Here is a 25,239-nt window from a genome sequence, read left to right as displayed (position 1 = left end):
ACGAGCGTGCAGTTCAGCGTTCCTCGAGGATGGCGACCGCGGCGGCGGTGTCCTTCTCGTGGGTCAACGACAAGTGGATGGTCACATCGCGCAGGTGCTCGGCGATCGCCCCGGACAGTCGGACTTTCGGCCGGCCCCACATGTCGGTGATGACCTCGATGTCGCGGTGGATGGCCTCGGGCAGCATCGGCCGTTTGGCGAACCGCGAACCCGACCACGCCTTGATGACGGCCTCCTTGGCCGCCCAGCGCGCCGCCAGATGCCGCGCCGCCGACGAACTCTTGTCCGCGGCGTCGCGGCGCTCCCCCGGCGTGAACGTCTCGGCGAACACCGTGCCGGGCTGGTCGACCTGCTCGGCGAAGTCGGGTATCGAGACCAGGTCGATCCCGACCCCGACTATCGCCATGCGCGCAACGCTATCTCAGGGCTGCCCAGCCACATACACGTCGTCATCACCGAGCCGCGATCCCGCGCTGACCAGCATCTCGGCCTCCTGCCGCTTCTCCGGCGCATCATGGCCGAAGCGGCGGTCCGCCGGCTTCTCGTACAGCGGCCGCCCACCGGCGATCGCCGACGCCAGCCGGTGCTGACCGGCCAGCACCCGCGCACCGGCGCGCTGCTGGTAGTCGGCACGCTCCTGCGGGCTCAGCGCGGCCAGGAAGGCCTGCGGATGCACCAGCGCGACCAGACCCGACACGTGACCGAACCCGAGGCTGGTGACCAGGCCCGCCTTGAGCGGGAACTTCTCGCCGAGCCGCAGGGTGTCGCGCAGCCAGACCAGGTGCGCCGCGCCGGCGAGTTCGTCGTCGACGCAGTCCAGGCTCCGGTTCGGCGGGATCACGCCGTCGCGCAGCATCTGGCACATGCCCATGATCTGGAACGCCGCGGCGCCACCCTTGGCGTGGCCGGTGAGGCTCTTCTGCGACACCACGAACAGCGGGGCGCCCTCCGAACGGCCCAGCGAATCCGCCAGCCGCTCATGCAGTTCCGTCTCGTTGGGATCGTTGGCCAGCGTGGAGGTGTCGTGCTTGGACACCACCGCGATGTCGTCGGCTCCCACGCCGAGCTTGGCCAGCGACCGCGCCAGCTGCGACTGGCGTCCACCGCGGCCCGCGCCCAGCGCGCCGAGGCCGGGCGCCGGGATCGAGGTGTGCACACCGTCGCCGAACGACGACGCGTACGCCACGACGGCCAGCACCGGAAGGCCCATCTGCACGGCCAGGTCGCCGCGGGCCAGCAGCAGCGTGCCGCCGCCCTGCGACTCCACGAAGCCCAGTCGGCGCCGGTCGTTGGCCCGGGAGAACTTCGAGTCGCTGATGCCCTTGGCGCGCATCGTCTCGGTGTCGGCGGTGGCCGCCATGTCACCGAACCCGATGATCGCCTCCAGCGTCAGGTCGTCGTAGCCGCCCGCGACCACGAAATCGGCCTTGCCGAGCCGGATCTTGTCCATGCCCTCCTCGACCGAGACCGCGGCCGTCGCGCACGCGGCGACCGGATGGATCATCGATCCGTAGCTGCCGATGTAGGACTGGACGACGTGGCCGGCGAAGACGTTCGGCAGCACCTCCTGCAGGATGTCGTTCGGCTTGTTCCGGCCCAGCAGGTTGCCGTGGTACATCGTCTGCATCGACGTCAGGCCGCCCATGCCGGTGCCCTGCGTGCTGGCCACCAGGCTCGGGTGCACCCAGCGCATCAACTCGGCCGGGGTGAACCCCGCGGACAGGAACGCATCCACGGTCGCGCACAGGTTCCACATCGCCACCCGGTCGATCGAGTTGGCCATGTCCTGGCTGATGCCGTACACGGTCGGATCGAATCCCGTCGGGATCTGCGCACCGACGGTCCGCGACAGTTTCACCTTGCGCGGCACCCGGATCTCGGTGCCCGCCTTGCGGGTCACCTGCCAGTCGCTGCTGTCGGGCACCGGCGCGATGACCGTGTGCTCGGGGTCGAACTGCACGAACGCGCGGGCGTCGGCCTCCGACGACACCACGAAGGTGAAGTCCTTGTCCAGGAACACCGAAACCAGCAGCGGCGAGGCGTGATCCGGGTCGATCGCGCCGTCGTCCACCCACTCGCGGATGCCGACCCGCTCCACGACGGCGTCGTGGTAGCGCTCGACCAGCTCCCCCTCGTCGACGAGGTCACCGGAGGCGGTGTCGTACCAGCCCGGGGTCGGATCGTCCTCCCACTTGACCAGGCCGGTAGTCCACGCCAATTCGAGCACACCGGCCGCCGACAGTTCGTTGTCGACCTCCATCTCGAAGCGGGTGCGCGACGAACCGTACGGCCCGATCTCGGCGCCACCGACGATGACCACCAGGTCGGCCGGGTCGACGTCGAGGTCGTCCCACTGCGGCGGCGGCGCCGACTTGTAGCCTCGCGGCGGCGACGGCAGCGCACGCACGGTGCCCTCCTCGTCGTCCTCCTCGACGGCGCTCTCGGTCACCATCTCGTCGCGGGCCTGAGCGGCCAGCGCGGTCAGGTCGAGTTCGACCTCGGCCAGTCCGCCGGTCAGGTCGACCTGCAGCGGTTCACGCGCCGCGGCGACCTTGGACTCGATGTCGCACAGCGCCAGCAGCATGTCGGCCATCTCTTCGGTGGTGTAGGTGGTGACACCCGCCTCTTCCACCGCGCCGACGATCACGTCGTTGTGTCCCATCAGGCCGGTGCCCTTGGTCCAACCGATCAGCGCGTGCGCCAGCGAAACCCGTTGCGCCCACGACGATTCGGCCTTCCACCGGGTGACCAGCGCGTCGAGCGCCGACTTGGCCTCACCGTAGGCGCCGTCACCGCCGAACATGCCGCGGTTCGGCGAACCGGGCAGCACGACGTGCAGCCGCGCGGCGATGTCACGCTCGGCGCCGATGTGCGACAGCCCGGCGATCAACCGCTGCACCGCCCACAGCAGCACCTTCATCTCCATCTCGGCACGCGACCCGGCCTCCGACAGATCGCCGGCCACCCGCGGCGCCGCGAACGGGAACAGCAGCGTCGGGGTCTGCGCGTCCTTCAAGTGAATCGACTGCGGCCCTAGGCTTTCGGTCTGCTCGGAGCCGACCCACTGCACCAGCGCGTCGATGTCGGTGTAGGACGCCATGTTGGCGGGCACCACCCACAGCTTGGCGCCGAAGCGGGCGCTGTCGCGGTAGAGCGTGCGGTAGAACGCCAGCCGGGAGTCGTCGAGCTTCGAGGTCGTCGCGATCACCGTCGCGCCGCCGTCGAGCAGCTTGGCCACCACCGAGGCGGCGATCGACCCCTTCGATGCACCGGTGACCACCGCGATCTCGTCGCTGTAGCGGCCCTTGCCGGGGTTCTCCGCACCCGCCGCGGCACGGCCGTAGAGCGACGCGTGCACGTTGCGGCCCGCGGCCAGCGCCTTGCCCTGCCACCAGGTGGCCTGGGTGCCGACGACGTGGCCGGCGCCTTCGAAGCGCTCCGACAGCCGCGCCCAGTCCGCGTCGATCTCACCCTCGTCGAGCAGCCACAGCCGCGCGAGATCCTCACGCGCGCTGGCCCAGCGGTCGTCGAACAGCACCGCCTTACGGCCGTCGAACACCGGCGCCACCAAACGCGGCCAATCCGAACCGAGTTCGGCGGTGACCAGGTCGATGAGCTCGGCGTCGGTCGCCTCGGGCACGGGCACCGGGGTCTCGAGACCCAGCTGGCCCAGAATCGTGCGCGCCGCGGCCGCCAGCACACCGTTGCGGCCGGTGACCTGTTCGGCGAACTCGGTCAGCGCGGCCGAATCGACCACGCCGCCACCGCCGGACGCCGAGGACGGCAGCGACACCGAGACGCCGCGCCGGCCCGCCACCGCGGTGACCGCGCCGTCGATGACCCGGTCCACGGTCGCCGCGTCGGCCAGCGCGCCGTCATGCAGCCCGCCGAGCTCGCCGCCGCGCACGCTCGTGCCCTCGCGGGTGCCGAGCGCCACCTCGACGGTGACGTGCTTGACCCAGCCCTCACCGAGTTCCCAGGTCTTGGTGACCCGTTCGGCGATGTAGGCGGGCCGCTTGCCCGACGGTCCGAGCACCGTGCGCAGCTGGTCGTTGATCGCGTCCGAGAGCACCGGCCCGAACGGCTTGTAGGTCCTGGCCAGCTTCGTGACCTGACCCTTCAGCCCGGCCAGGTCGGCCTCGGCCGCACCGTCGATCGCGCCGAGGTTCAGCTCCGAACCCAGGTCGACCAGCAGCTGGTTGCGTCGTGAGGACGCGCCGTCGGTGATCGACTCGATGGAGTCCAGTGCCTCGATCTGATCGATGCGCATCTTCGCCGACAGCGCGATGAGCGCCATCGTGGCGTCGGCGGCATCGAAGGTCAGATCGTCGGGACGGGGACCGCCTGCGGGTGCCGCAGGTGCCGGTGCCGGAGCGGCCGGTGCGGCCGGCTCGGCGGGCGCTGCGGCTTCGGCGGCCGGCGCGGGCGCCGGTTCGTCGTCGAGCTCAGGCTCCGGATCGGTGTCGGTGGCGAACAGCACCGCGGCGTCGCGCTCGGAGTTCAGCACTTCGGTTGTGCTGTGCGAGTATTCGGGCAGCTTGAGGGTGTTGGCCGCCAACCCGGCGACGGTGGGTGCGGACTTCACGCCGATCTCGACGAACCGTTCGATGCCGAGACCGCCTGCGGCCTCCTCGATGAAGAGCAGGTCCTGCGTCTCGATCCAGCGCACCGGGCTGGCGAACTGCCACGCGAGCAGTTCGATGACGATCTTGCGGCACAGCTCGCGCGGCTTCTCGTTCCGCCAGGTGTCGTAATCGGCGAGGATCTCGTCGAGCGGCTCGGCAGGCACCAGATCGCGGATCTCCTGCACGAAGTCGCGGTCGAGCGTGAACGGCCGCGGCACCAGGTTCGGAATGTACTTGCCGATCAACAGGTCCGGATCGGCGTCGCGCGGCATCACACGCTCCAGCGAGCGCCGGAAGTCGGCGACACCGACGCGCAGCACCGAGGAGTGGAACGGCACGTCGATACCGGGCACCAGGATGAACGACCGCTTGCCGCCGGTGATCTCCCGGCGCCGCTCGACCTCGTCCTCGAGCGCTTCGAGCCCGCGCACCGTGCCCGCGATCGCGTACTGCGAGCCGCGCAGGTTGAAGTTCACGATCTCCAGGAATTCACCGGTGCGCTCGGAGATCTCGGCGACGAAGCCCTTGACGTCGGCGTCGTCGAGATCGATCTGCGACGGCCGGATCGCGGCCAGCCGGTAGTTCGACCGGCCGAGGTGGTCGCGCGGCACGATGTCGTGCATCTTGCTGCCGCGGTGGAAGACCACCTCGAGCAGCGCCTCGAGCTGGTACACGCCGGACACACACGCCAGCGCGGTGTATTCGCCGACGGAGTGGCCGCAGGCGATGGCGCCCTCGACGAACGCCCCCTGCTCGCGCATCTCGGCGACCTGCGCGGCGGCCACGGTCGCCATCGCGACCTGGGTGAACTGCGTCAGGAACAGCACGCCGTCGGGGTGGTGGTAGTGCACACCGCTGGCGATCAGGCTGGTCGGGTTGTCGCGCACCACATGCAGCACCGAGAAGCCCAGCGTCTCGCGGGTGAACTTGTCGGCGGTGTCCCACACCTTGCGGGCAGCCTTCGACCGGGCGCGGACCTCCATGCCCATGCCCTTGTGCTGGATGCCCTGGCCGGGGAACGCGTAGACGGTCTTGGGCGCCGCCAGCTGGGCGGTCGCCGACATCACGAGTTCGCCAGCGACCTTCGCGCTGATCTCGACGATCTCTGCGCCGCGGTCGATTCCGACGCGGTCGACGCGGAAGTCGATGTCATCGCCGGGCAGCACCATCCCGAGGAAGCGGGACGTCCAGCCGACCACCCGGGCCGGCGGGGCGGGCTTGCCGTCGGTCGCGGCGACGACGTGCTGCGCGGCCGCCGAAAGCCACATGCCGTGCACGATAGGCGTTTTCAGCCCGGCCAGCAGCGCGGCCGCGCGGTCGGTGTGGATCGGGTTGTGGTCGCCCGACACCACGGCGAACGCGCTCATGTCGGTCGGCGCGGTGACCGTGACGTCGCGGCGGCGGCGCCGCGGGGTGTCGGTGGCGTTGTCGGTGATCGCGCCCCCGGCCCGCGGCGGGTCGGCCAGCTCGGCCGCGCCGGTGCGGCCGCGGATCGCGAACCGCTCCTCCAGCGTCGCCAGCGGTGTCCCGTCGGCATCGCTGATCGTCACCGACACGGGCACGACGCGCCCGTACTCGGTGTCGGTCGCCGCCGAAACCGTTGCGGTGACGGTCAATTCGGCCTTGACCTTCGGCATCTGCTGCAGCAGGTGGGCGGCGTGGTCCAGGTGCACCAGGCTCAGCAGGCCCTCGACGACGGGGAACCCGTCCTCGGTGACCGCCGCGCCGATCGCGGCGAACACCGCGGGCCAGCAATGACCGACGAGGGCGTCGGGCACCAGGGTCAGCCCAGGCGCCAGCGGTGCGCCGAACGTCGCGGTCACCCCGGTGTGGTCGGCGACCTGCTCGGGGTTCCAGTCGACGGTGACGGTCGCGGTGTTGTCCTCAACGGGCGGAAGGGCATCGGGGCCGTCGACGCCGGCGGCGATCGCCAGCACGGACCGCATCGCGGTCGAGGCGTCCTGCACGGTCACGACCGGCATTCCGCCGTTGACGGTGCACGACGGCAGCGTGAACGGGATGTCGATCCAGATGTCCGACAGCGGCACGCTCAGCGTGACGCGGTCACCGCTGAGCTCCAGCCGCGCACCGGTCGACGGATGGGTGGCGGCACGGTTCTCGTTGACCTGCCACTCGCTGGGCCCGCCGATGCGGTGCACCGGGTTGATCGCGGTGCGGCCGGCCCACAGCACGTCGGGCGAATCCAGCACCACCGCAAGGGGACCCGTGATGTCGGCGCGGGCCTGACGGCGCGACACCACCGGCACCGGCAGGCCGTCCTTGGCCAGCACCTCGTCGATCGCGGCCTGCTCGAAGCGGTCGAGCAGTTCACCGACCGGCTCGTCGACGCGGGTGATCCCGGCGACCGCCTGGGTGCCGGGGATGATGCACACCTGATCGGCGGTGTAGCGGGCGTCGTGCGCCTGCCACAGCGAGTCGCTGCGCCACCACCGGCGCACGTCCTTGTCGATGACCGGGACGAAGTTGACCGGCTTGCCCGGCTTTTTGCACAGCGTGATGAACCACGGCACGTCGGCCGGGTGCAGCCGCAGCGTCTCGGCTTCGGGGTAACGGGCCAGCAGGATTTCGATCGCCCGGTCCGGGTCGTCGAGCAGCGCCGCGTCGGCGAACAGCGTCGGGATCGGGCCGGAATCCTTGGGATGCAACCGGGCCTCGGCGCGGTGCAGCATCTCCTCGAAGCGCTCGCGCCAGGTGTCGGCCAGCCACGGGCTGTTGGGCAGTTTGGTGTCGGCGGTGCTGTCGCCGTCGCCGATGGCCAACTCGACGTAGCGCTGCAGCCACTGCCGGTAGGTCAGGTCGCCGAGGTCGCCGAAGTACGGCTTGCAGGTGGTGGCCATCGCGGCGATGATCTCGTCGCGGCGGGCCGCCACGGCGTCACCGTCGCCGGCCACCTCGTCGAGAAGCCGGCCGCAGCGCGACGCGGCGTTGTCGATCTCGTGGATGTCCGCGCCGAGCTGGCTGCGGCTGGAAGCCATTCCGCCCGTTGCTTTTCCGGCGCTGATCCAGTTGTCGGTGCCGGTCGTCTCGACCAGCATCTGCTTGACCGCCGGTGACGTCGTGGCCTCCAGCGTCGCCATCGCCGCGGTGCCGACGAGGATGCCGTCGACCGGCATCTCCGGGAAGCCGTACGGCGTGGCCCAGCGGCCGGACAGGTACTCGGCGGCCCGCTCGGGCGTGCCGATGCCGCCGCCGACGCAGACCGTGATGTTCGGCAGCTTGCGCAGGTCGCCGTAGGTCGTCAGCAGCAGGTCGTCGAGGTCCTCCCACGAGTGGTGCCCGCCGGCGCGGCCACCCTCGATGTGGACGATGACGTCCTTGTCGGGCACCTCGGCGGCGATCTTGATGACCGACTTGATCTGGTCGACGGTGCCCGGCTTGAACACCACGTGGCTGATGCCGACGGTGTTGAGTTCCTCGATGAGCTCGACGGCTTCCTCGAGTTCGGGGATGCCCGCCGACACCACAACACCGTCGATCGGCGCGCCCGACTGCCGCGCGCGCTGCACCAGCCGCTTGCCGCCCAGCTGCAGCTTCCACAGATAGGGGTCGAGGAACAGGGAGTTGAACTGCACCGCGCGGCCCGGCTCGAGCAGCGTGGTGAGTTCGGCGATGCGGTTCTCGAAGATCTCCTCGGTGACCTGGCCGCCGCCGGCGAGCTCGGCCCAGTGCCCGGCGTTCGCGGCGGCGGCGACGATCTTGGCGTCGACGGTCGTCGGCGTCATGCCGGCCAGCAGGATCGGCGAGCGCCCGGTCAGCCGGGTGAACTTGGTCGACACCTTGACCGAACCGTCGGGCAGCTCGATTGCCTTGGGCGCGAACGACGACCATGCCGGCGGGACGTCCGGCTCGGCGCCGACGGTGAACAGGTTGCGCTGGCCCGCCCGGGTGGCGGCGGGCACGATGCCCACCCCGAGGCCGCGGATGACCGGCGCGGTCAGGCGCGTCACCGTGTCGCTCGGGCCGAGGTCGACGATCCACTTCGCGCCGGCCGCGTGCAGGCGCTCGACCTCCGACACCCAGTCGATCGGGCGCACGAAGATCGCCTCGGTCATCTCGTGGGCGAGGTCGGCGTCGATGCCGCACCGCGCGGCCCAACCGTCGACCACCTCGACACCGTCGGCCAGGCGCGGCGTGTGGAAGCCGACCTCGACCTGGACGGCGTGGAAGACGGGGCTGAACACCGCGCCGCCGCGCAGCTTGTTCTTGCGTTCGGCCTCTTCCTTCTCGGTGATCTTCGCGCAGTAGAGCTCGAACCGACCGAGCTGTTCGGGCGTACCGGTGATCACGACGGACCGCCGCCCGTTGCGGATGGACAGCACCGGCGGCAACACCGTGCGGACGTCCTGGGAGAACTCCTCGAGCACCTCGGCGATGCGGTCGGGGTCGACGTTGGTCACCGACACCATCGGTGACTTGTCGCCGCGTCCCACCATGCCGCGGCGGCGCGAGACCAGCGAGCCGGCCGCGCCGATCAGTTGCAGCAGCGCCAGCAGCTCGGCGTCCTTGGCGCCCCGGGACCGCAGCGACTCGCAGGCCATGATGCCCTGCGAGTGGCCGGCCATGGCGACCGGCGGCGTGTCGTAGAGATCGAGTCCCTGGCGGGCCACGGCGCGGATGGCGGCCATCTGGGCCAGCAGGATGCCGGGTCCGGAGATCGCCGCGGTGATCAGTTGCTTGGTCGCGGGCAGCGGTTCGTCGGCGGCCAGCGCGCGCACCCACTGCAGCGGTTCGAACCCGATGGGCCGGACGACGACGAGCTCACGCGCGACGGGTTCGAGCAGCAGCGCCGCCTCACCGACCACCTCGCTCAGCTCGGACTCGATGCCTGCCGAGCTGACCAGTTCCTCGAGGTTCTCCAACCACGAGCCGCCCTGGCCGCCGAACGCCACGGCATACGGCTCACCGGCGTTGAGCCGGTCGACGAGGGCGGAGGTACCGGCGATCGCGGTATCCGTGCTGCGGTCGGTGGACACCCGGTGCTGCTCGTTGATCGTCACGTCCTGTATCTCCTCGTCCCGCGTCCTGCTCGTCGTTCGTCGGCTGTGGTCGTCGGCTGTGTTGGAAGCTCCACGGCGACCGGCGTCCCTGCCGGCGCCTGCGATTCGGCGTCGAATCCCGACTGGTCCGGCTCGGGCGGTCCGCAACACTCGCGTGCACCGCCTTCCGTGCACTCCAGCCGTACTAAGAGTGTCATAAGAGGAGACCCCTTTTTGGCCACCGAAATGGTTACTGACGAGTTCTACGCTCGGGTAACCATCCGTTGCGTAACACGCGGTTCAACCGCCGCAGAACGCATTCGGGACAAACGTCCTGCATGCAGGTGGTTACGGTCGAGTAGGCAGAAGTGCCCTGATCAAGGCAGTATTGTTATCGAATCGTTATGTAAAATTTCTGCACGGGTCTCACCAGCGGAGTTGCGCCGCCACGACGAGACAACTGGCCCGTCGTTGTCTTCTCGCGGGCACCGGCCACCGCCAAAAGTTTGCTGTGCTGACTTACTGATCGGTAAGGTTTAGTCCCACTGCCCGAAGCCGGGTTTGAGGATGTGGTTGATGTCCACCCCGACGCCGCCGACGGAGCGCTTGTCGATCTCGACCTGATGCAGGTGCGCGGCCGCGTGGGCGACCTTGCCGGGTGAACCCCAGTTGTGCTGCCAGAAGTACGTGCCGATGCCGTCCTGCACCGCCCACTCGATCGTCTTTGAGTTCGCGTATACGCCGACACGCTGCTTGCCCAGCACCGCCTCCCAGCCCTTCAGATACGGCGCGACCTGCTGCTTGTACTGCTCGTAGGTGGGGTCGTCGTCGATGGAGGCGTAGATCGGGGCGCCGTAGGAGCCGCCCGCGGCGACGTGTAGCTGCCAGCCGCGTTTGGCATGCGCGACGCCGGCGTTCTGACCGCCCAGCCAGTCGGCGGTGTCCTGCTTGCCGTACTGGTAGCAGGACACGATCTTGAGCCCGTTCTGGTACAGATCGCGCGCCTCGGGCAGCTGAATCGGCTTGCCCAGCATCCAGGCGCCGCCGGGCCGACGGTCGGAGACGTACCGGATCGCGCCCAGCGCGCCCGCAGCCCGGATGTCGCTGGCCTTGATGACGCCGGCCGCGTAGTCCAGCAGGATGCCCAGCGGCGCTGCCGACCCGGTCGCGGGCGCGGTCGCGGCGGCCAGTGCCTGCAGGCCGGTGCCGACGGCCAGCGCGGCGGGTGCCGCGACGACACCCTTGAGCACCGCGCGCCGTGAAATTGACACGAGCCACAGAATACGACAGAGGCCACAGTATTCACGCTGACGCCACTGGTCACAGCTGCATCAAATTTCCCGGACCGTCCGAGATTGCCGAGCGAACTGACCCGCGGCGGCCCGTGGGCGCGACCGGCTGTCTTTACGATCGGACCATGCCTTCGCGCGGCGCCCGTGCCCTCGCTGTCCTCGGGTGCGCGGCGCTGCTGGGATCGACGGCGACGGCGTGCTCGACCGGGGCGGGACAGAGCGGCGACGGTCAGAGCCCACCCCCGATCGCGCCGCTGGACGCCGTCGGCCCCGGCGAAGGCCGCCTCGAGTTGGTGGCGTGGGCCGGCTACGTCGAGGACGGCACCAACGACGCCACCGCGGACTGGGTCACGCCGTTCGAGCAGCAGACCGGCTGCCAGGTCAACGTCACGCTCGGCGACACCTCCGACGAAATGGTCGAGTTGATGCGCAGCGGCCGGTACGACGGGGTCTCGGCGTCCGGCGACGCCACGCTGCGGCTCATCTACGCCGGCGACGTGGCACCGGTGAACACCGCGCTGGTGCCCAACTACGAGTCGATCTCGTCGTTCCTCAAGAACCAGCCGTGGAACTCGGTGGACGGGCAGATGTACGGCATCCCGCACGGCTGGGGCGCCAACCTGCTGATGTACAACATCGAGGTCGTCCGCGACGCCCCCGATTCCTGGTCCGCGGTGTTCGACGACGCCGGCCGGTACAAGGGCCGGGTCACCGCCTACGACTCCCCCATCTACATCGCCGACGCCGCGCTGTACCTGTCCAAGACGAAACCGGAATTGGGCATCGACGATCCCTACTCGCTGACCCCGGAGCAACTGGACGCCGCGGTCGCCCTGCTCGAAAAGCAGCGCGAGAACATCGGCGAATACTGGTCGGACTACACGAAAGAGGTGCAGGCCTTCGAGTCCGGCGCATCGGTGATCGGCACGACCTGGCAGGTGATCGCGAACACGATCGGCGCGGGCAACCGGGTTCAGGTCAACACCGTGCTGCCGAAGGAAGGCGCGACGGGATGGTCGGACACCTGGATGATCTCGTCGCGGGCCGCGCACCCGAACTGTATGTACAAGTGGATGGACTGGATCGCCTCCCCGGAGGTCAACGCCGAGGTGGCCGAGTTCTTCGGCGAGGCACCGGCGAATCAAGAAGCATGCGCACACACCACCGACCCGGATTTCTGCGACCTCTACCACGCCACCGACGAGGACTTCGCCGCGCGGATCCACTACTGGACGACACCGCAGCAGGAGTGCGTCGACGGCAGCGGCGACGACTGCACGGCCTACCCCGAGTGGCAGCAGCGGTGGCGCCAGATCCGGAGTTGAGCTACTGCGATTCGGGTTCGCGTCGCCCGCCCAGCAGGATGCCCGCGGTGTACTCGGAGCCGGCCGTGGCCATCTGCTGGTGCAGCGCCCGGTCCAGTTGGTTGGACACGACGCCGGTCCACAGGTCGCGGTAGTCCCGCACGATCTGGCTGAGCTCGTCCATCTCCTCGGGCTTGGGCGCGTAGTTCTCGCCGAACCGGGCCGCCACGCATTCGTCGAGCGACCGCACGAACCCGCCCGCCAGCCCCTCGATCGCGGCCCGCGTCGCCTCGAAGATCTGCAGCAGTGCCTTCACATACACGAAGTGATCCGGCGAACGCGCCACCACCGCCCGCACCGCGGGGTCGCTCAGCACGAGTGCGCCGTCGACCATGCTTGCCAGTCCGTGGTCGAGCAACCGCCGCGCCTCGTCGCTGTCGGGGTCGATGTCGAGCGAACCGGATGAGCCGGTGTCGGCCGGTTCGGCCTCCTCGGAGCGGACGCCGAGCACGGCGCGCTGGATGCCGAGGATGTCGGCGAGGTCGGCGCCCTGGCGCAGGCTCGTGAAGAACTCGGCGATGTGCGCCGTGTTGAACCCACGGCGGTGCAATTGGTTGATCGTGCGCAACTGCGAGAGGTGGTAGTCGTCGTAGTAGGCCGACCGGCCGACCCGGCGCGGCGGATCGAGCAGCCCGCGCTCCCGGTAGGCACGGATGTTGCGGGTGCTGACCCCGGAGATCCGGGCCAGCTCGTCGAGACGGTACTCAGCCAACGTCGAGCACCCCGGCTTCTCTCGGGGTGCGGGTCGCCGCGGCGTCACGACGATTCATGCGACCACTGTAGCTTCGCTACGGAGTTTGCGAGCGAAGTGTGATGACCAAATGATCACTTTGCTAGCTATTCATCGCAAACGTCACCAGCTGCGGCGATAACCGAACCCGCTAGCGCACCTGCGCCAAGCCGCGCCTGTCCAGCCAACTCCTTAGCCCACCCGTCGCATCCGGTGAGCGAGGTCACCGGAAAGTGATTGGCGCCGACCGGTCGGTCTGCGGAACCATGGAAGGGTCAACCGTCTGAGGAACACCACGCGAGAAAGGTCCGGTGTGCGTCCCTGGATTGTCTGGGCCACCGGACTGTTCGCCTACATCGTCGCGGTGTTGGACCGCACCACGCTGGGTGTCTCCGGCCTGGAGGCGGCCGAACGGTTCCACGCCAGTCCGAGCGTGCTGTCGACGTTCGTCGTGCTCCAGGTCATCGTCTACGCGGCAGCGCAAGTTCCCGCGGGGCTGCTGCTGGACCGGTTCGGCTCCAAGACCTTGATCCTGGCCGGCGGTGCGTTGATGGCGTCCGGTCAGTTCGCGCTCGCGTTCACCGAGTCGCTGCCGACCGCGATCGGTGCCCGAGCGGTGCTCGGACTCGGCGACGCCTTCACGTTCATCTCGGTGCTGCGGCTGGTGCCGCACTGGTTCCAACCCCGCCAGGTCCCGTTGGTGACCCAGCTGACGGGCATCTGCGGGCAGCTCGGTCAGGTGCTCTCGGCGATCCCGTTCTTCGCGCTGCTCGGTGCGCTGGGCTGGAGCACGGCCTACGTGTCGGTCGCCGCGCTCGGCGTGCTGTCGATGCTGCTGACGCTGGTGCTGGTCAAGAACACTCCGAACGGCAACGCGGTCGAGGCCGAGACGATCTCGGTGGGCGAGACGCTGAGAAGCGTCAAGACCGTGTGGCTGCGGCCCGGCACCCGGCTCGGGTTCTTCACCCACATGGGCACGCAGTTCTCCGTCACCGCCTTCGCGTTGATGTGGGGCGTGCCGTACCTGACCCGGGCCCAAGGGCTGTCGGCGGGGCTGGCCGGCACGCTGCTGACCGTGTCGGTGGTGGCCGCGATCTCCGCCGGTGTACTCATCGGCATCTTCACCGGCAGACGACCACACCGCCGGTCGCGGTTGGTGCTCGCCATCATCGGGAGCAACGCGCTGGTGTGGACCGTCGTGCTGGCGCTGCCGGGCCGCGCGCCGCTGTGGCTGCTGGTGGTCCTGATCGTGGTGATCTCGGTCGGCGGTCCCGGATCCATGGTCGGCTTCGACTTCGCGCGTACCTTCAATCCGAGCGCCACCCTGGGCACCGCCTCCGGGCTGGTCAACATGGGCGGTTTCATCGCCTCGCTGCTCGTCATGCAGGCGATGGGTGTGATCCTCGACGCCGCGGGTGAGATCTCGTTCGACTCGTTCCGGGTCGCCTGGACAGTGCAGTACGCGATCTGGGCGTTCGCGGTGCTGGGCATCCTCATCACCCGCCGCAAGACCCGCAAGCTGATGGCCGCCGAACGGGACCGGCAGGACAGGATGCTGCTCGAGGGCGTCAACGCCCTCCCGGGCAGCTAGCGGTTACGCGCGGAGACGCGGCGGTTGGCCTTCTTGATGGCCGAAACGAGTTCGCTCTTGTTCATCGTGGACCGTCCCGAGATATCCAGGCGCCGAGCGACTTCCATGAGGTGCTTCTTTGAGGCATTGGCGTCGACGCCCTCGGCGGTGTCGCCCTTGGCGTTCGGGCCGCCGCTGCGCGCCCGCGAATCCGACGGACCCTTCTGCGACTTCGACTCCCAGTGGTCGCCGACCTTCTCATAGCTGTGCTTGAGCGCGCTGTAGGCGACCCGGTGGGCGCGTTCACCCTCGCCGTACTCCTCGGCGGCGGCGTCATGCGCCTTGGCGAATGTGCGCTGGGCCTTCGCGTCTGACTTCTGCAGTGTGCTGGGCAGTTCGCTCTTGCGGGCGCTGCCGCTCTTGGTGGTCTTCGGCATCGTCGAACTCCTCGTCGAACAGAAGGCGGCGAGTGGTCGCCGCCGTAGCTGAGTTACCCGTGCCTGTGGTCGCTAAACGACGCTCGTGTCCTCACCATGGAGGGTCTTGGCCAACGCACTCTCGGTGTGGCGGTGCCCGATGAGTTCGTGGGCGAGACCGACACCACCGGCGCCAGCGTCACCACCAGCAGGCAGTTGGCCATCGAAATCCCCGATGCTGCCAGCCAAACCGCCACCGCGAGCACCGCGACGGTGAGCACGATCAACAGCAGGTGCAGCACCTCCGCGGTGCGCAGCATCACCGCGTACAGCAGATACACAGAAGCCGTGTAGATCCCGACGGGCACCGCGACCGTCAACACCGTCTCGACCGACGACAGCGCCGAGTGGTGCTCGATGTAGTAGGCCGCCGCGTGCAGTCCCGCCCCGGTCGCCACGATCGCGGCGAGCGTGACGATCGGGACGTAACCGAACCAGAACGACCGTTCGCGCTGCGCGTGCAACAACTCCGCCTGCGGCAGCGTGAAATACGTCCACCACATGCCGAACGTCAACCCGACGCCTGCCACCACCACGAACACCGCGTCGAATGTCCAGCCCTGCTCGCCGATCACCGCGGTCAGCGTCGCGACGGTGCCGACCACACCTTCACCGAGCGCGATGATCGTCAGCAGCCCATAGCGTTCCGCGATGTGATGGGCGTGCCACGGGGTGCCGCCGCGACGGGTCTCGGCCAACAGCGGGCCCAGCGTCTCGATGCCGATCAGCACGGCGACGATCACGAACGTCACCGGCACCGAGGTGTCGACGAAGATGCTGACGATCCACAGCGCCTGCGCGAAGGTGATCGCCGCGGCGTAGGTCAGGCAGGCCCGCCGATGCGCGGGATCCTGCGCGGCCGCGCGTAACCACTGCCCCACCAACGCAATGCGCATCACCACGTATCCGGCGACCATCACCCGGTTGTCGACGTGCGCGCCATGCGCGACGGAGGCGAACATCGGCGGAAAACCGAGCGCCATCACGATGACGCCGACCATCTGCAGCATCGTCATCACCCGGTAGACCCAGTCGTCGGTGTCATAGGCCGACGCGAACCAGCTGAAGTTGATCCATGCCCAGCACACCGCGAACGTCGCCAGCGAGAACCCGAGCAGCCCCGCGCCGACGTGGTTCTCGATGAGCAGGTGGGTGAACTCGTTGGCGGCGATGCCGAACGCGATCACGAACGTGAGATCGAACAGCAGTTCCAACGGGGTGGCCACGCGGTGCGGCTCGTGCGGATCACGGCCGGACATCCGGCGTATCCGATGCGTGGTGGCCGCCGGCTCGAGAGTGTCGCTCATCGCTACATTGCACCGCACACGGCGGCAAAAGGAGTAGTGCACTACTCACGACGCCGGACCGCGGTGGCCCGACGATCAACCCATGGACCGGTATTCAGTGCACCTGCTCGGTGGCTTCGCCGTGTACCACGGCGACGACCGGATCGACCTGCCGCCCGCGTGCCGGCGCCTGATCACCCTGGTCACGCTGAAACGCAAGCCCGTGCACCGGCTGTGGGTGTGTGCCACCCTCTGGCCACACGCGCAGACCCGCAAGGCGGTCGCGAGCCTGCGCTCGGCGGCCTGGCGGCTGCGTCCACTCGGCGCCGGGCCGCTGCTGTGCGTCGATCCGCAGTACCTCCAGCTGAGTCCCGATGTCTCGGTGGACTGGTACGACGCGACCGCGTTGATCGACGACGTGCTCGAAGGCGGCTTCGACGCACACCTGGTGGCCGACCTGCTCCCGCTGCTGCGCGCCGGTGAGCTGCTCGACAAGTCGAGCGAGCCGTGGGTCAAGGCCGAACGCGAGCGCTACCACGCCCTGCGGGCGGCCGCGTTCGAGGCACTGGGTCACGGCGCCGACAAACCGGGTCCGTCCTACTCCCGCCTGCTGGGGCCGCACGCGCGGCACGCGGCCGCCGGTACCCGCGGTGAGCCCGAGGAGGGGCGCCGATGAACATGCTGATGATCTGTCTGCTCATCGCCGTACCGCTGCTGGGGCTCTGTCTGTACGACACGCAGCGGCGGCTCGAGCGGTGGGACCACGACCGCCACGCCGAGGATTGACCGTTCGGCCTCGACGAGGCGGATGCCAAGATACGACGGTGACGACGACGGGCGCCGTGGCGGTGGTGCTGGCCGCGGGCATGGGCACGCGGGTCGGCGCCGACAGCAACAAGGCCTATCTGCCGGTGGGCGGCCGGCCGATGGTGGCGTGGTCGCTGGACACCCTGACCCGGGTGCCCGCGGTGGACCGCATCGTGCTGGTGTACCGGGCCGGTGAGGAACGACTCGCCCGCGACATGGTGAGTGCCGAACTGCCCGGGGTCCACGTCGAATTCGTTGCGGGCGGGTACAGCAGGCACGGCTCAGAGCTCAACGTGTTACGCCATCTGGCCGCCGACATCGACTCGGGATCGGTCGACGTGGTGCTCATCCACGACGCGGCGCGGCCGGTGGCCGGTCCGGCCATGTTCGAGCGCGCGCTGTCGGTGGCGCGCGAGTTCGGCGGCGCCATACCGGCAGTGCCGCTGTCCGGGGTGCTCACGACCGACCTCGCGGCGCCGACTCAACGGCAGCTCGTCCGGGTCCAGACGCCGCAGGCCTTCCGGGCGGCGCCGCTGCTGCAGGCTTACCGCCGTGCCGATGCCGACGACTTCGAGGGCACCGACACCTCGTCGTGCGTCGAGACGTTCACCGACGTTGCGGTGCACACGTTTCCGGGCGAACTGCACAACATCAAGGTGACCTTCGCCCGCGACATCGCGATCGCCGAACACCTTTTGATGCACGGCGTCAGCCGCGACGACTCGCCATGACGGCCTCGACGAAGGCGGCGTCGCGCGGCAGATCGGCGATGAACCCGTCGGCGTCGCCCTCGACCGTGGTGATCGGCATGGCGCTCCGGGTCGCGGCCGTCAGTTCGTCCGCCTCGCCGGAGGCGACGAGCCGGGCCAGCGCGTCGGCGGCGAAGCCGCGCGGATACTGCACGGCCCGAAGCGTCGAGCGGTCCAGCGTCGCGGTGACCGCATCCGAGGCGTCGACGGCCTTGACGCTGTCGGTGACGGGTAGCAGCGGCAGCACGACGGCCGCACCGCCGACCAGTTCGGCGACCACCCGCTCGCGGACAGCAGCCGAGGTCAACGGCTGCCGGACGTCGTGCACGAGAAGGTAGCGAGGCGAAACCGGCTGCGCGGCAACGTATTCGAACCCGGCCGCCAGGCACCGCATCCGGTCGGCCGGTGCGTCGGCGGCCACCACCGGTATCGCGCCGAGACCGTCGGCGGCGAGCAGGTCACCGATGGCACGGACCGATGACGGCGCGCTGACCACGACGACGGCGGTCGGGTCCGAGACGGACTCCAGCAGGTCTCGGACGACGCGCAGCAGGGTCGCGCGGCCGTCGAGCAGATATCGCGCGGCGTCGGCCGCCTCTGTCGGCACCGGAACGATCGCCGGCAGCAGCGGTGTCGGTGCCATCACCACCCCGGTCCGCTAGACGGGGTCGAAAGCGTTGATCAGCCAGCGGTCGTCGATCTTGGTCAACCCCACCTTGACCGCGCTCGCCGCGAAGGCGCCGTCGGGGTTCTCCTTGCTGGTGGTGGTCTGGTTGACGAACACCAGCACCACCGCCGAGTCGGGTTGCATCTCGGCGACGCCGGCCTGTACCACGGCCGCGCTGGTCTTGACCTGCTTCTGCTTGGCCGCCGGTGTGACGATCTGCTCGGTGAACTGGGTATAGTAGTCCAGGAAGTCGCCGGTGAGCCTCGACTTGGCCGCGGCGAAATCCTGCTCCAGCGTGTCCGGCGAGTAGGACAGCAGCGCGGTGGTCCCGGTGGTCGCCGCGTCGAGCGCAACCTTCTGGGCGTCGGCGTTGGTCTGCAGGTCGGTGCGGAACTGGAAAAAGTACAGCCACGCCGCAACCCCCGCCGACGCCACCAGCGCCACGGTCAGCAGGGCGGCGCCGACATATCTGCCGATCCCCTTCTTCGCGGTTTGTTTCGGCTTCTCGTCGGTGTCGGCTTCGAGTTCGACCGCGGTCGACTCCGGTTCGGCGACCTCGACCTCGTCGGTGCTGGATTCGGTGTTCACGGTACGAACTCGACTTTCGACATCTTGATCTGGTCGCCCTCGCGGACCAGATCGACCAGCAGCCGCCAGGACCGCGGTTCCTGGTTGGCGCCGGCGGCGTTGGTGACGCGCGAGGTGGCCGACACGATCGCGGTGGCGGTCGTGTCCGTCATCGATTTCACGGCGGCCACGTTGACCGTGACCTCGGTGACGACCTTCGAGTCCTTCGCAACCTTGGCGAAGTCCTCGGCCTGCGCCTCGAAGTCCTCGCGGAACTGGCCGGTCGTGTTGTCGATGATGCGCTGGACGTCCTCCTGCGCCTTGTTGAAGTCCAGGGACATCAGCGTGACGACGCTCTGCCGCGCGGCCGCCGAGTACTCGGCGGTGTGCTGCCGGTCCTGCTCGGCAAGGCGGTGCTGCCAGACCATGTACCCGCTCGCACCGGCGAAGCCAAGGATCAGCAGCACTGCGAGTACGACAGCGACGATCTTCCACGGGATCCGCGGCAGCCGCCGGCGCCGCGTGCTCACCGGGGCCGCGGCACTGTCGGTGGCGGCGTCGTCGTCGGCTTCCGTCGTCTCGGCGACTTCAGCGCTTTCGGCGGCCTCAGCGCTCTCGGTGGCCTCAGCGCTCTCGGCGACTTCAGCGCTTTCGGTAGCGGCATCGGATCCGGCCTGCTGAGCTTCCTGAGCCTCCTCGGCCTGCTTGCGGAGGCGGATCGCCTTGGCGCGCGCACGAGCGGCCGCCGCGCGGGCCTCCGCCTCGGCCGCCTCGGCCTCCGCCTCTTCCGCGAGGCGCAGTGCTTCGTCCGCGTCCGACCGCTCAGGATCCTGCTGCGGCGGCGCGGCGACGCTGTCCGCGTCCACCACCGACGCGCGGCGCCTGAAAGACGGCACAGCGACCTCCTTGTTCGTTATCTGCACAACTCTATGAGAATGCCATTATCCATTTTTGAGTATCGCTGCGACGATACCCGCGTCCGCAGGGCCCGGCAAACATCGATGTACTGCGGAAATGCTATTTACGCACTGTGCGACTGCTCAGCGCAGATTGTCCTGAAGGCGGTCCTTCATCACTTTGCCGGTGGCGTTCAACGGCAACTCGTCGAGGAACTCTACATAGCGCGGCACCTTGTACCCCGCCATTCTGTCGCGGCTCCACGATATGAGGGCCTCTCCGGTCAGCGTGACCTGCCCGTCCTTACGGACGACGAACGCCTTGCCGACCTGCCCCAACCGCTCGTCGGGGACCCCGATCACCGCCGCCTGCGCCACCTCGGGATGCTCGAGCAGGAAGCCCTCGATCTCGGCGGGGTAGGCGTTGAATCCGCCGACGATGAACATGTCCTTCTTGCGCCCGACGATACGAAGGCGGCCCGTGGCCGTGAACTCACCGAGATCACCGGTGTGCAGGTAGCCGTCGGCGTCGATGGCCTCGGCTGTCGCGCGGGGATCGTCGAGGTAGCCCTGCATGACGTTGTAGCCCCGCACCAGCACCTCACCGTCGTCGGCGATGCGCACCTCGACGTCCTCGCACGGCAGGCCCGCGGTCGTCGCGACGTCTTCGGGGCTGTCGCCGGGCCGCGACAGCGTGACGTTGCCGGCCTCGGTGAGCCCGTAGCCGGTCATCAGAGTCTGGAACGGCAGCTCGTCGCGGATGCGCCGGATCAGCTCGACCGGGATGTCGGCCGCGCCGGTCACTCCCGCGCGCAGGCTGGCCAGCCGGCTCTTGTCGGACACGGTCAGAAGCGAGTGATACAGCGTCGGCGGACCGGGAAGCATCGTGATGCGTTCGCGCTCAATGGTTTCCACGACGGTGTCGACATCGAAGGCAGCCACCGGCAGCATCGTCGCGCCCCGCAGGAACGACGCGACGAGCCCGGCCTTGAGCCCGAACGTGTGGAAGTACGGATTGATCATCAGATAGCGGTCGCCGCGGCGCAGATCCGCCAGCGTCGCCCACTCCTCGTACGCCCGCAGCGTCTGAAGATGGTTCATCATCGCGCCCTTGGGCCTGCCGGTGGTGCCCGAGGTGAAGATGACGTCGGCGATGTCGGTGCCGTCGATCGCGCACTCGAAAGGCGAACCGGCGGACAGGAATCCGGACTTCAGGTCGATGACCGGCACGTCGGTTCCCACCGAATAGTCCAGGCCGAGGAAGTCCTTCTGCACCAGCACGGCCTTCGCACCGCTGCGGGTGATGACGTCGCCGGCCTCCTCGGGCTTGAATCGCGTGTTGACCGGCACCAGCACGCCGCCCGCGGTCATCAGGCCGAACGCCGCGACGATCCACTCCGCCGAGTTCGGCGCCCAGATCGCGACCCGATCCCCCTTGCCGACACCGGAGTCGGCGAATGCACCTGCGGCGCACCGGATTCGATGCACCAGCTCGGTGAAGGACAAGCGCAGCGGACCGTCGACGACCGCTTCTGCGTCGCCGAAGCGGTCCGCCGCGCTCAAGACCATCTCGGGGATGGTCTGCCAACCGTGCGTCACACCGTGACGAGACGACCCAGGTTGCCGCCCATGATCTTGGCCTGATCCTCGACCGAGAGGTGTTCGAGCGCGGTCACGTAGTGCGTCGGCTCGGCCAGGCCCTCCGGATGCGGCCAGTCGGAGCCGTAGAGCACCTGGTCCACACCGATGAGGTTGATCAGGTCGTCGATGCCCTCCTCGTAGAACGGGCTGACGTAGATGCGGTTCTTGATCTCCTCGATCGGGTTGCCCAGGAAGGCTTCCGGAGCCTTCTTGTACACCTCGGCCATCGAGTCGAGCAGCGGGAACATCCACTTCGAACCGGCCTCGACGATGCCCACCTTGAGCTTCGGGTGCCGGAACAGCGCACCGTGGATCACCCAGGACGCCACGGCATCCTGGATCGGGCGCCACTCGTTGAGGATGTTCATGGCGTTGGTCTGGAACGGCAGCATCTCCTGGGCCACGCCGTCCCACTCCGAGGTGTAGCGCGAGTAACCGCTGTCCGACGAGTGCATGCCCACGAAGATGTCGTGATGCACCACTCGCTCCCAGAACGGGTCGAACTCGGGCAGCGCGAACGACCGGGGGCCACGGAAGCCGGGCACCGGGGCCGGGCGGATGAGGATGGCACGGGCGCCGCGCGCGACGGCCCACTCCAGCTCCTCGATCGCCTTCTCGACGATCGGCAGCGTGATCACCGGGGTGGTGAAGATGCGGTTCTGGTAGTTGAAGCCCCAGACCTCGTGCAGCCACTCGTTGAGCGAGTGGATGATGACGTGGATGGCGACCGGATCGTCGCGCAGCCGCTCCTCGATGAGGCTGGCCAGCGTCGGGAACATCAGCGAGCGGTCGACGCCGAGTTCGTTCATCAGCTCCAGGCGCGGCGCGGGCTCGAAGAACGCCGGGATCGAGCGCATCGGCTCACCGAAGAGCTCGCGCTTGCTCTTTCCGTCCGGGTTGCCGAACTTGAAGTACTCCTCCCAGGCGCCCGGCTTGGCGACCACGGAGAACGTCGGGTTCGGGATGTAGTTGCTGATCTGACCCTTGATCGCGATCTTGGTCCGCCCGTTGATCTCCACGTACTGGACGATGTCCTTGTACTCCTTCGGGAGGTACTTGGTCATCGCCTCCGGCGGCTCGTAGAGGTGGTTGTCCGCATCGAACAGCGGAAACGGGATGTCAACCCGGTGTGAAAGTTGCCCCATGGAACACTCCTTTTCTTCTCGGGAGAATCCTATTCTCACAGATGGCGGCTGCGCAATGCACCCCCGCTAACCAACGGCGGCTTGGCGCACCATTTCGCGGACCCGGAACTTCTGCACCTTGCCGCTGGCGGTGCGCGGATAGTCCTGCCCGTCGGGCACCTCGTGCAGCTCCTCGGGCCACTTCTGGATCGCCACGCCCGCCCGCCGAAAGTGCGCGCGCACGTCGTCGAGCGTCGGCATCTGATGGCCGCCGCGGATGCGCAGCACCGCGGCCGTCCGCTCGCCGAGTCGGTCGTCGGGCGCGGCCACCACGACGGCTTCGGCAACACTGGGCATGGTCAGCAGCACCTCTTCGACCTCGAGCGCCGAGATGTTCTCGCCGCCGCGGATGATCACGTCGGCCTTGCGGTCGGTGATCGTCAGGTATCCGTCCTCGTCGAGTACGCCGATGTCCCCGGTGTGGTACCACCCGTCGTCGTCGAATGCCCGCCGGGTGAGCTCGTCATCGGTGTAGCCCAGGCACAGATCCGGTCCGCGGGAGAGGATCTCGCCCTCCTCGCTCAATTTGATCTCGACACCGGGCCGGGGGTCACCGTCGGTGTAGAGGCGCTTGTCCTCCGGCGCGGTCGGGCGCGAGCCGGTGATCGACGGATGCTCGGTGCTGCCGTAGGACCGGAAGACGAAGAAGCCCATGTCGGCGAGACGCCGGGTCACCGCGGCCGGCACGGTCGATCCGCCGAGCCCGACGGTGGTGAACAGTGACCGGTGCGCTTCGGTGCAGTCGGGGTGGTCGAGCAGGCTGGTGACGAAGTACGGCGGCCCGCCGCCGATCGACATGCCCTCGGTCTCCATGAGTTTGAGTACCCGGCCCGGGTCCCACACGTCGCACAGGTCGATCGGCGCACCCTCGAGCACCGGGATCAGGAACGCACCGACCATCCCGATGAAGTGACCGATCGGTGTGGCCGTCAGTTGCCGGCCGCGGTCCTTCGGATAGTTCTCCAGCAACTGGCGGGTTTCGAAGCCCAGCGTCTGATGGCTGTGCACAACACCTTTGGGGTTGTTGGTGGTGCCGGAGGTGAACGCGATCAACGCCGGGCCCGACGGATCGGCGGCCAGAGTTCCGGTCATCGGCTCGGCGTCGAGAAGGTCCTCGAAGTCTTCGCCGACCAGGCCGACGATCGGGACGGCGGCGGCCAGATCGGGTTCGAACCGCATCCGCCCGAATTCGCGGGCGGTGACGAACACCTTGGGCCGTGCGGTCGACAGGATGTGGGCGAGTTCTTTCCGCCCGTAGAAATGCACGATCGGTACGACGACCGCACCGAGAAAGGTCGTCGCCCAGAAGGTGACCGCCGCTTCCATCCAGTTCGGCAGCTGCAGGGCGACCACGTCGCCCGGCCCCACCCCGCGGCGCCTCAACCCTGCCGCCAGCCGACGGGCCCGGTGTTCGACATCGGCGAAAGTGCCGGCGTACGGCCGGGTTTGGGAGTGCACCCAGAACCCGGTGTCCGGGTTGGCCGCGAGGTGGCGGGCCAGCAGCTCACCGAGCGTGTCGGGCGTCCACCACCCCTGCTCCTCGTAGCGTCTGGTCAGCTCGACAGGAATGGTGCGCATGGACTCCCCACACTTGGGCGGCAGCTCCGACTCGAGGCGATGCTATTCTCTCAATCCGAGAATGCCAATACCGCAAATGGAGAACCTCTGATGGTGGACCTCGAGTTGGACGACGGCTTGGCGGTCATCACCATCGACCGCCCGCAGGCCCGCAACGCGATTGCTCCCGAGACCATGGAGCAGCTCGACGCTGCCCTCGACGGTGCGCAGGGGGCGACGGCGCTCGTGGTCAAGGGCGCGGGCGACCGTGCGTTCGTGTCCGGCGGTGACCTCAAACAGCTGGCCGCGCTGCGCACCGAGGAGGATGCGGCCGCGATGGCGCGGCAGATGCGCGCGGTCTGCGACCGCATCGTGGCGTTCCCCGGTGTGACGGTCGCGGTACTCAACGGCCATGCGCTCGGCGGCGGCGCGGAGTTCGCGACCGCGGCCGACATCCGGCTGGCGGCGTCCGACATCAAGATCGGCTTCAACCAGGTGGCGCTCGAGATCATGCCCGCGTGGGGCGGCGCGGAGCGACTGGTGCCGCTGGTTGGCTACAGCCAGGCCCTGCTGCTGGCCGGCACCGGCCAGATCCTGAGCGCCGCCGAGGCCGAGCGGCTCGGGCTGATCGATCGGGTGCTACCCCGCGAGACGTTCGACGACGACTGGCGCGCCATCGCGCGCAAGCTCGCCCACCGCGCGGCGGGCGAGATCAAGCGGGTGATGAAGGGCGCGTCGACCGACGAGGCGGTCGCGGCGTTCGCGCGGTTGTGGGTGTCCGACGAGCATTGGGCGGCCGCCGACAAGGCGATGAACCGCGCCAAGTAGCAG

General features: G+C 68.7%; 16 protein-coding genes and 1 pseudogene. 5 read left to right on the top strand and 12 right to left on the bottom strand.

The window, feature by feature from the left end; translation table 11 throughout:
• Positions 1 to 13: 13 nt before the first annotated feature.
• The 3 genes from acpS to BLW81_RS16480 all read right to left on the bottom strand — a co-directional run bounded on the left by acpS (position 14) and on the right by BLW81_RS16480 (position 10,893).
• Positions 14 to 406: a holo-ACP synthase AcpS gene (acpS, locus tag BLW81_RS16490; protein WP_083408097.1), complete on the bottom strand. Its 393-nt coding sequence runs from the start codon at positions 404 to 406 to the stop codon at positions 14 to 16.
• Positions 407 to 421: 15 nt separating this feature from the next.
• The gene (locus BLW81_RS16485; RefSeq protein ID WP_083408096.1) at positions 422 to 9,643 is read right to left on the bottom strand and encodes a type I polyketide synthase; all 9,222 of its coding nucleotides are present in this window, start codon (positions 9,641 to 9,643) and stop codon (positions 422 to 424) included.
• 515 nt (positions 9,644 to 10,158) lie between these two features.
• Positions 10,159 to 10,893, bottom strand: coding sequence for a DUF1906 domain-containing protein (locus BLW81_RS16480; protein ID WP_083408095.1), 735 nt, complete (start codon positions 10,891 to 10,893; stop codon positions 10,159 to 10,161).
• A gap of 146 nt (positions 10,894 to 11,039) precedes the next feature.
• On the opposite strand from BLW81_RS16480, the gene BLW81_RS16475 reads away from it, so the two are divergent.
• Complete coding sequence (locus tag BLW81_RS16475; protein WP_083408094.1) at positions 11,040 to 12,239, top strand: ABC transporter substrate-binding protein; 1,200 nt, start codon at positions 11,040 to 11,042, stop codon at positions 12,237 to 12,239.
• 1 nt (position 12,240) lies between these two features.
• Here the strand turns inward: BLW81_RS16475 and BLW81_RS16470 are convergent, their stop codons facing one another.
• Positions 12,241 to 12,990, bottom strand: a complete 750-nt coding sequence (locus BLW81_RS16470) for a MerR family transcriptional regulator (protein ID WP_083408093.1) — start codon at positions 12,988 to 12,990, stop codon at positions 12,241 to 12,243.
• Positions 12,991 to 13,321: 331 nt separating this feature from the next.
• Here BLW81_RS16470 and BLW81_RS16465 point away from each other — a divergent pair, with 331 nt between their 5' ends.
• Entirely contained in the window at positions 13,322 to 14,599 is a 1,278-nt protein-coding gene (locus tag BLW81_RS16465; protein WP_083408092.1) for an MFS transporter, read from the top strand.
• Here BLW81_RS16465 and BLW81_RS16460 read toward each other — a convergent pair.
• On the bottom strand, positions 14,596 to 15,015 hold the full coding sequence (locus BLW81_RS16460) for a ChaB family protein (RefSeq protein WP_083408091.1): 420 nt from the start codon (positions 15,013 to 15,015) through the stop codon (positions 14,596 to 14,598). The genes BLW81_RS16465 and BLW81_RS16460 overlap by 4 nt on opposite strands.
• Before the next feature lie 72 nt (positions 15,016 to 15,087).
• Positions 15,088 to 16,313 (bottom strand): annotated as a pseudogene (locus BLW81_RS16455) (low temperature requirement protein A).
• A gap of 130 nt (positions 16,314 to 16,443) precedes the next feature.
• On the opposite strand from BLW81_RS16455, the gene BLW81_RS16450 reads away from it, so the two are divergent.
• Positions 16,444 to 17,016, top strand: coding sequence for an AfsR/SARP family transcriptional regulator (locus BLW81_RS16450; RefSeq protein WP_083408090.1), 573 nt, complete (start codon positions 16,444 to 16,446; stop codon positions 17,014 to 17,016).
• A 190-nt stretch (positions 17,017 to 17,206) separates the two neighbouring features.
• Complete coding sequence (locus BLW81_RS16445) at positions 17,207 to 17,878, top strand: IspD/TarI family cytidylyltransferase (protein ID WP_235632331.1); 672 nt, start codon at positions 17,207 to 17,209, stop codon at positions 17,876 to 17,878.
• On the opposite strand, the gene BLW81_RS16440 is transcribed toward BLW81_RS16445, so the two are convergent.
• The 6 genes from BLW81_RS16440 to BLW81_RS16415 form a co-directional block, all read right to left on the bottom strand.
• Positions 17,856 to 18,539, bottom strand: coding sequence for an IspD/TarI family cytidylyltransferase (locus tag BLW81_RS16440; RefSeq protein WP_157897712.1), 684 nt, complete (start codon positions 18,537 to 18,539; stop codon positions 17,856 to 17,858). The genes BLW81_RS16445 and BLW81_RS16440 overlap by 23 nt on opposite strands.
• A gap of 15 nt (positions 18,540 to 18,554) precedes the next feature.
• Positions 18,555 to 19,151 (bottom strand): hypothetical protein, encoded by a 597-nt coding sequence (locus BLW81_RS16435; protein ID WP_083408088.1) that lies wholly within the window; start codon positions 19,149 to 19,151, stop codon positions 18,555 to 18,557.
• Positions 19,148 to 20,026 (bottom strand): Rv1363c family protein, encoded by an 879-nt coding sequence (locus BLW81_RS16430; RefSeq protein ID WP_083410592.1) that lies wholly within the window; start codon positions 20,024 to 20,026, stop codon positions 19,148 to 19,150. Before BLW81_RS16430 ends, BLW81_RS16435 begins: the two co-directional genes overlap by 4 nt.
• Positions 20,027 to 20,170: 144 nt before the next feature.
• Entirely contained in the window at positions 20,171 to 21,625 is a 1,455-nt protein-coding gene (locus BLW81_RS16425) for a FadD3 family acyl-CoA ligase (protein ID WP_083408087.1), read from the bottom strand.
• Positions 21,622 to 22,812 carry an amidohydrolase family protein gene (locus tag BLW81_RS16420; RefSeq protein WP_083408086.1) on the bottom strand — a complete coding sequence of 397 codons (1,191 nt, stop codon included), beginning with the start codon at positions 22,810 to 22,812 and terminating at the stop codon, positions 21,622 to 21,624. The genes BLW81_RS16425 and BLW81_RS16420 overlap by 4 nt, the downstream gene beginning before the upstream one ends.
• Positions 22,813 to 22,878: 66 nt before the next feature.
• Entirely contained in the window at positions 22,879 to 24,429 is a 1,551-nt protein-coding gene (locus tag BLW81_RS16415) for an AMP-binding protein (RefSeq protein ID WP_083408085.1), read from the bottom strand.
• Between the two features lie 90 nt (positions 24,430 to 24,519).
• Between BLW81_RS16415 and BLW81_RS16410 the strand changes: the two genes are divergently transcribed.
• Positions 24,520 to 25,236, top strand: coding sequence for an enoyl-CoA hydratase/isomerase family protein (locus BLW81_RS16410; protein ID WP_083408084.1), 717 nt, complete (start codon positions 24,520 to 24,522; stop codon positions 25,234 to 25,236).
• The last annotated feature ends 3 nt before the right edge of the window (positions 25,237 to 25,239 follow it).

Source organism: Mycolicibacterium rutilum, from assembly GCF_900108565.1.
Taxonomy (GTDB): Bacteria; Actinomycetota; Actinomycetes; order Mycobacteriales; family Mycobacteriaceae; genus Mycobacterium; species Mycobacterium rutilum.
Note: the sequence above shows the minus strand (reverse complement) of the source record. Positions and strands in the feature narration are given on the sequence as shown.

Coding starts and splice junctions, on each gene's coding strand:
- BLW81_RS16420 (WP_083408086.1), bottom strand. CDS start 22,812: ATGGGGCAACTTTCACACCGGGTTGACATCCCGTTTCCGCTGTTCGAT.
- BLW81_RS16460 (WP_083408091.1), bottom strand. CDS start 15,015: ATGCCGAAGACCACCAAGAGCGGCAGCGCCCGCAAGAGCGAACTGCCC.
- BLW81_RS16410 (WP_083408084.1), top strand. CDS start 24,520: ATGGTGGACCTCGAGTTGGACGACGGCTTGGCGGTCATCACCATCGAC.
- BLW81_RS16415 (WP_083408085.1), bottom strand. CDS start 24,429: ATGCGCACCATTCCTGTCGAGCTGACCAGACGCTACGAGGAGCAGGGG.
- BLW81_RS16475 (WP_083408094.1), top strand. CDS start 11,040: ATGCCTTCGCGCGGCGCCCGTGCCCTCGCTGTCCTCGGGTGCGCGGCG.
- BLW81_RS16440 (WP_157897712.1), bottom strand. CDS start 18,539: ATGGCACCGACACCGCTGCTGCCGGCGATCGTTCCGGTGCCGACAGAG.
- BLW81_RS16450 (WP_083408090.1), top strand. CDS start 16,444: ATGGACCGGTATTCAGTGCACCTGCTCGGTGGCTTCGCCGTGTACCAC.
- acpS (WP_083408097.1), bottom strand. CDS start 406: ATGGCGATAGTCGGGGTCGGGATCGACCTGGTCTCGATACCCGACTTC.
- BLW81_RS16445 (WP_235632331.1), top strand. CDS start 17,207: ATGGGCACGCGGGTCGGCGCCGACAGCAACAAGGCCTATCTGCCGGTG.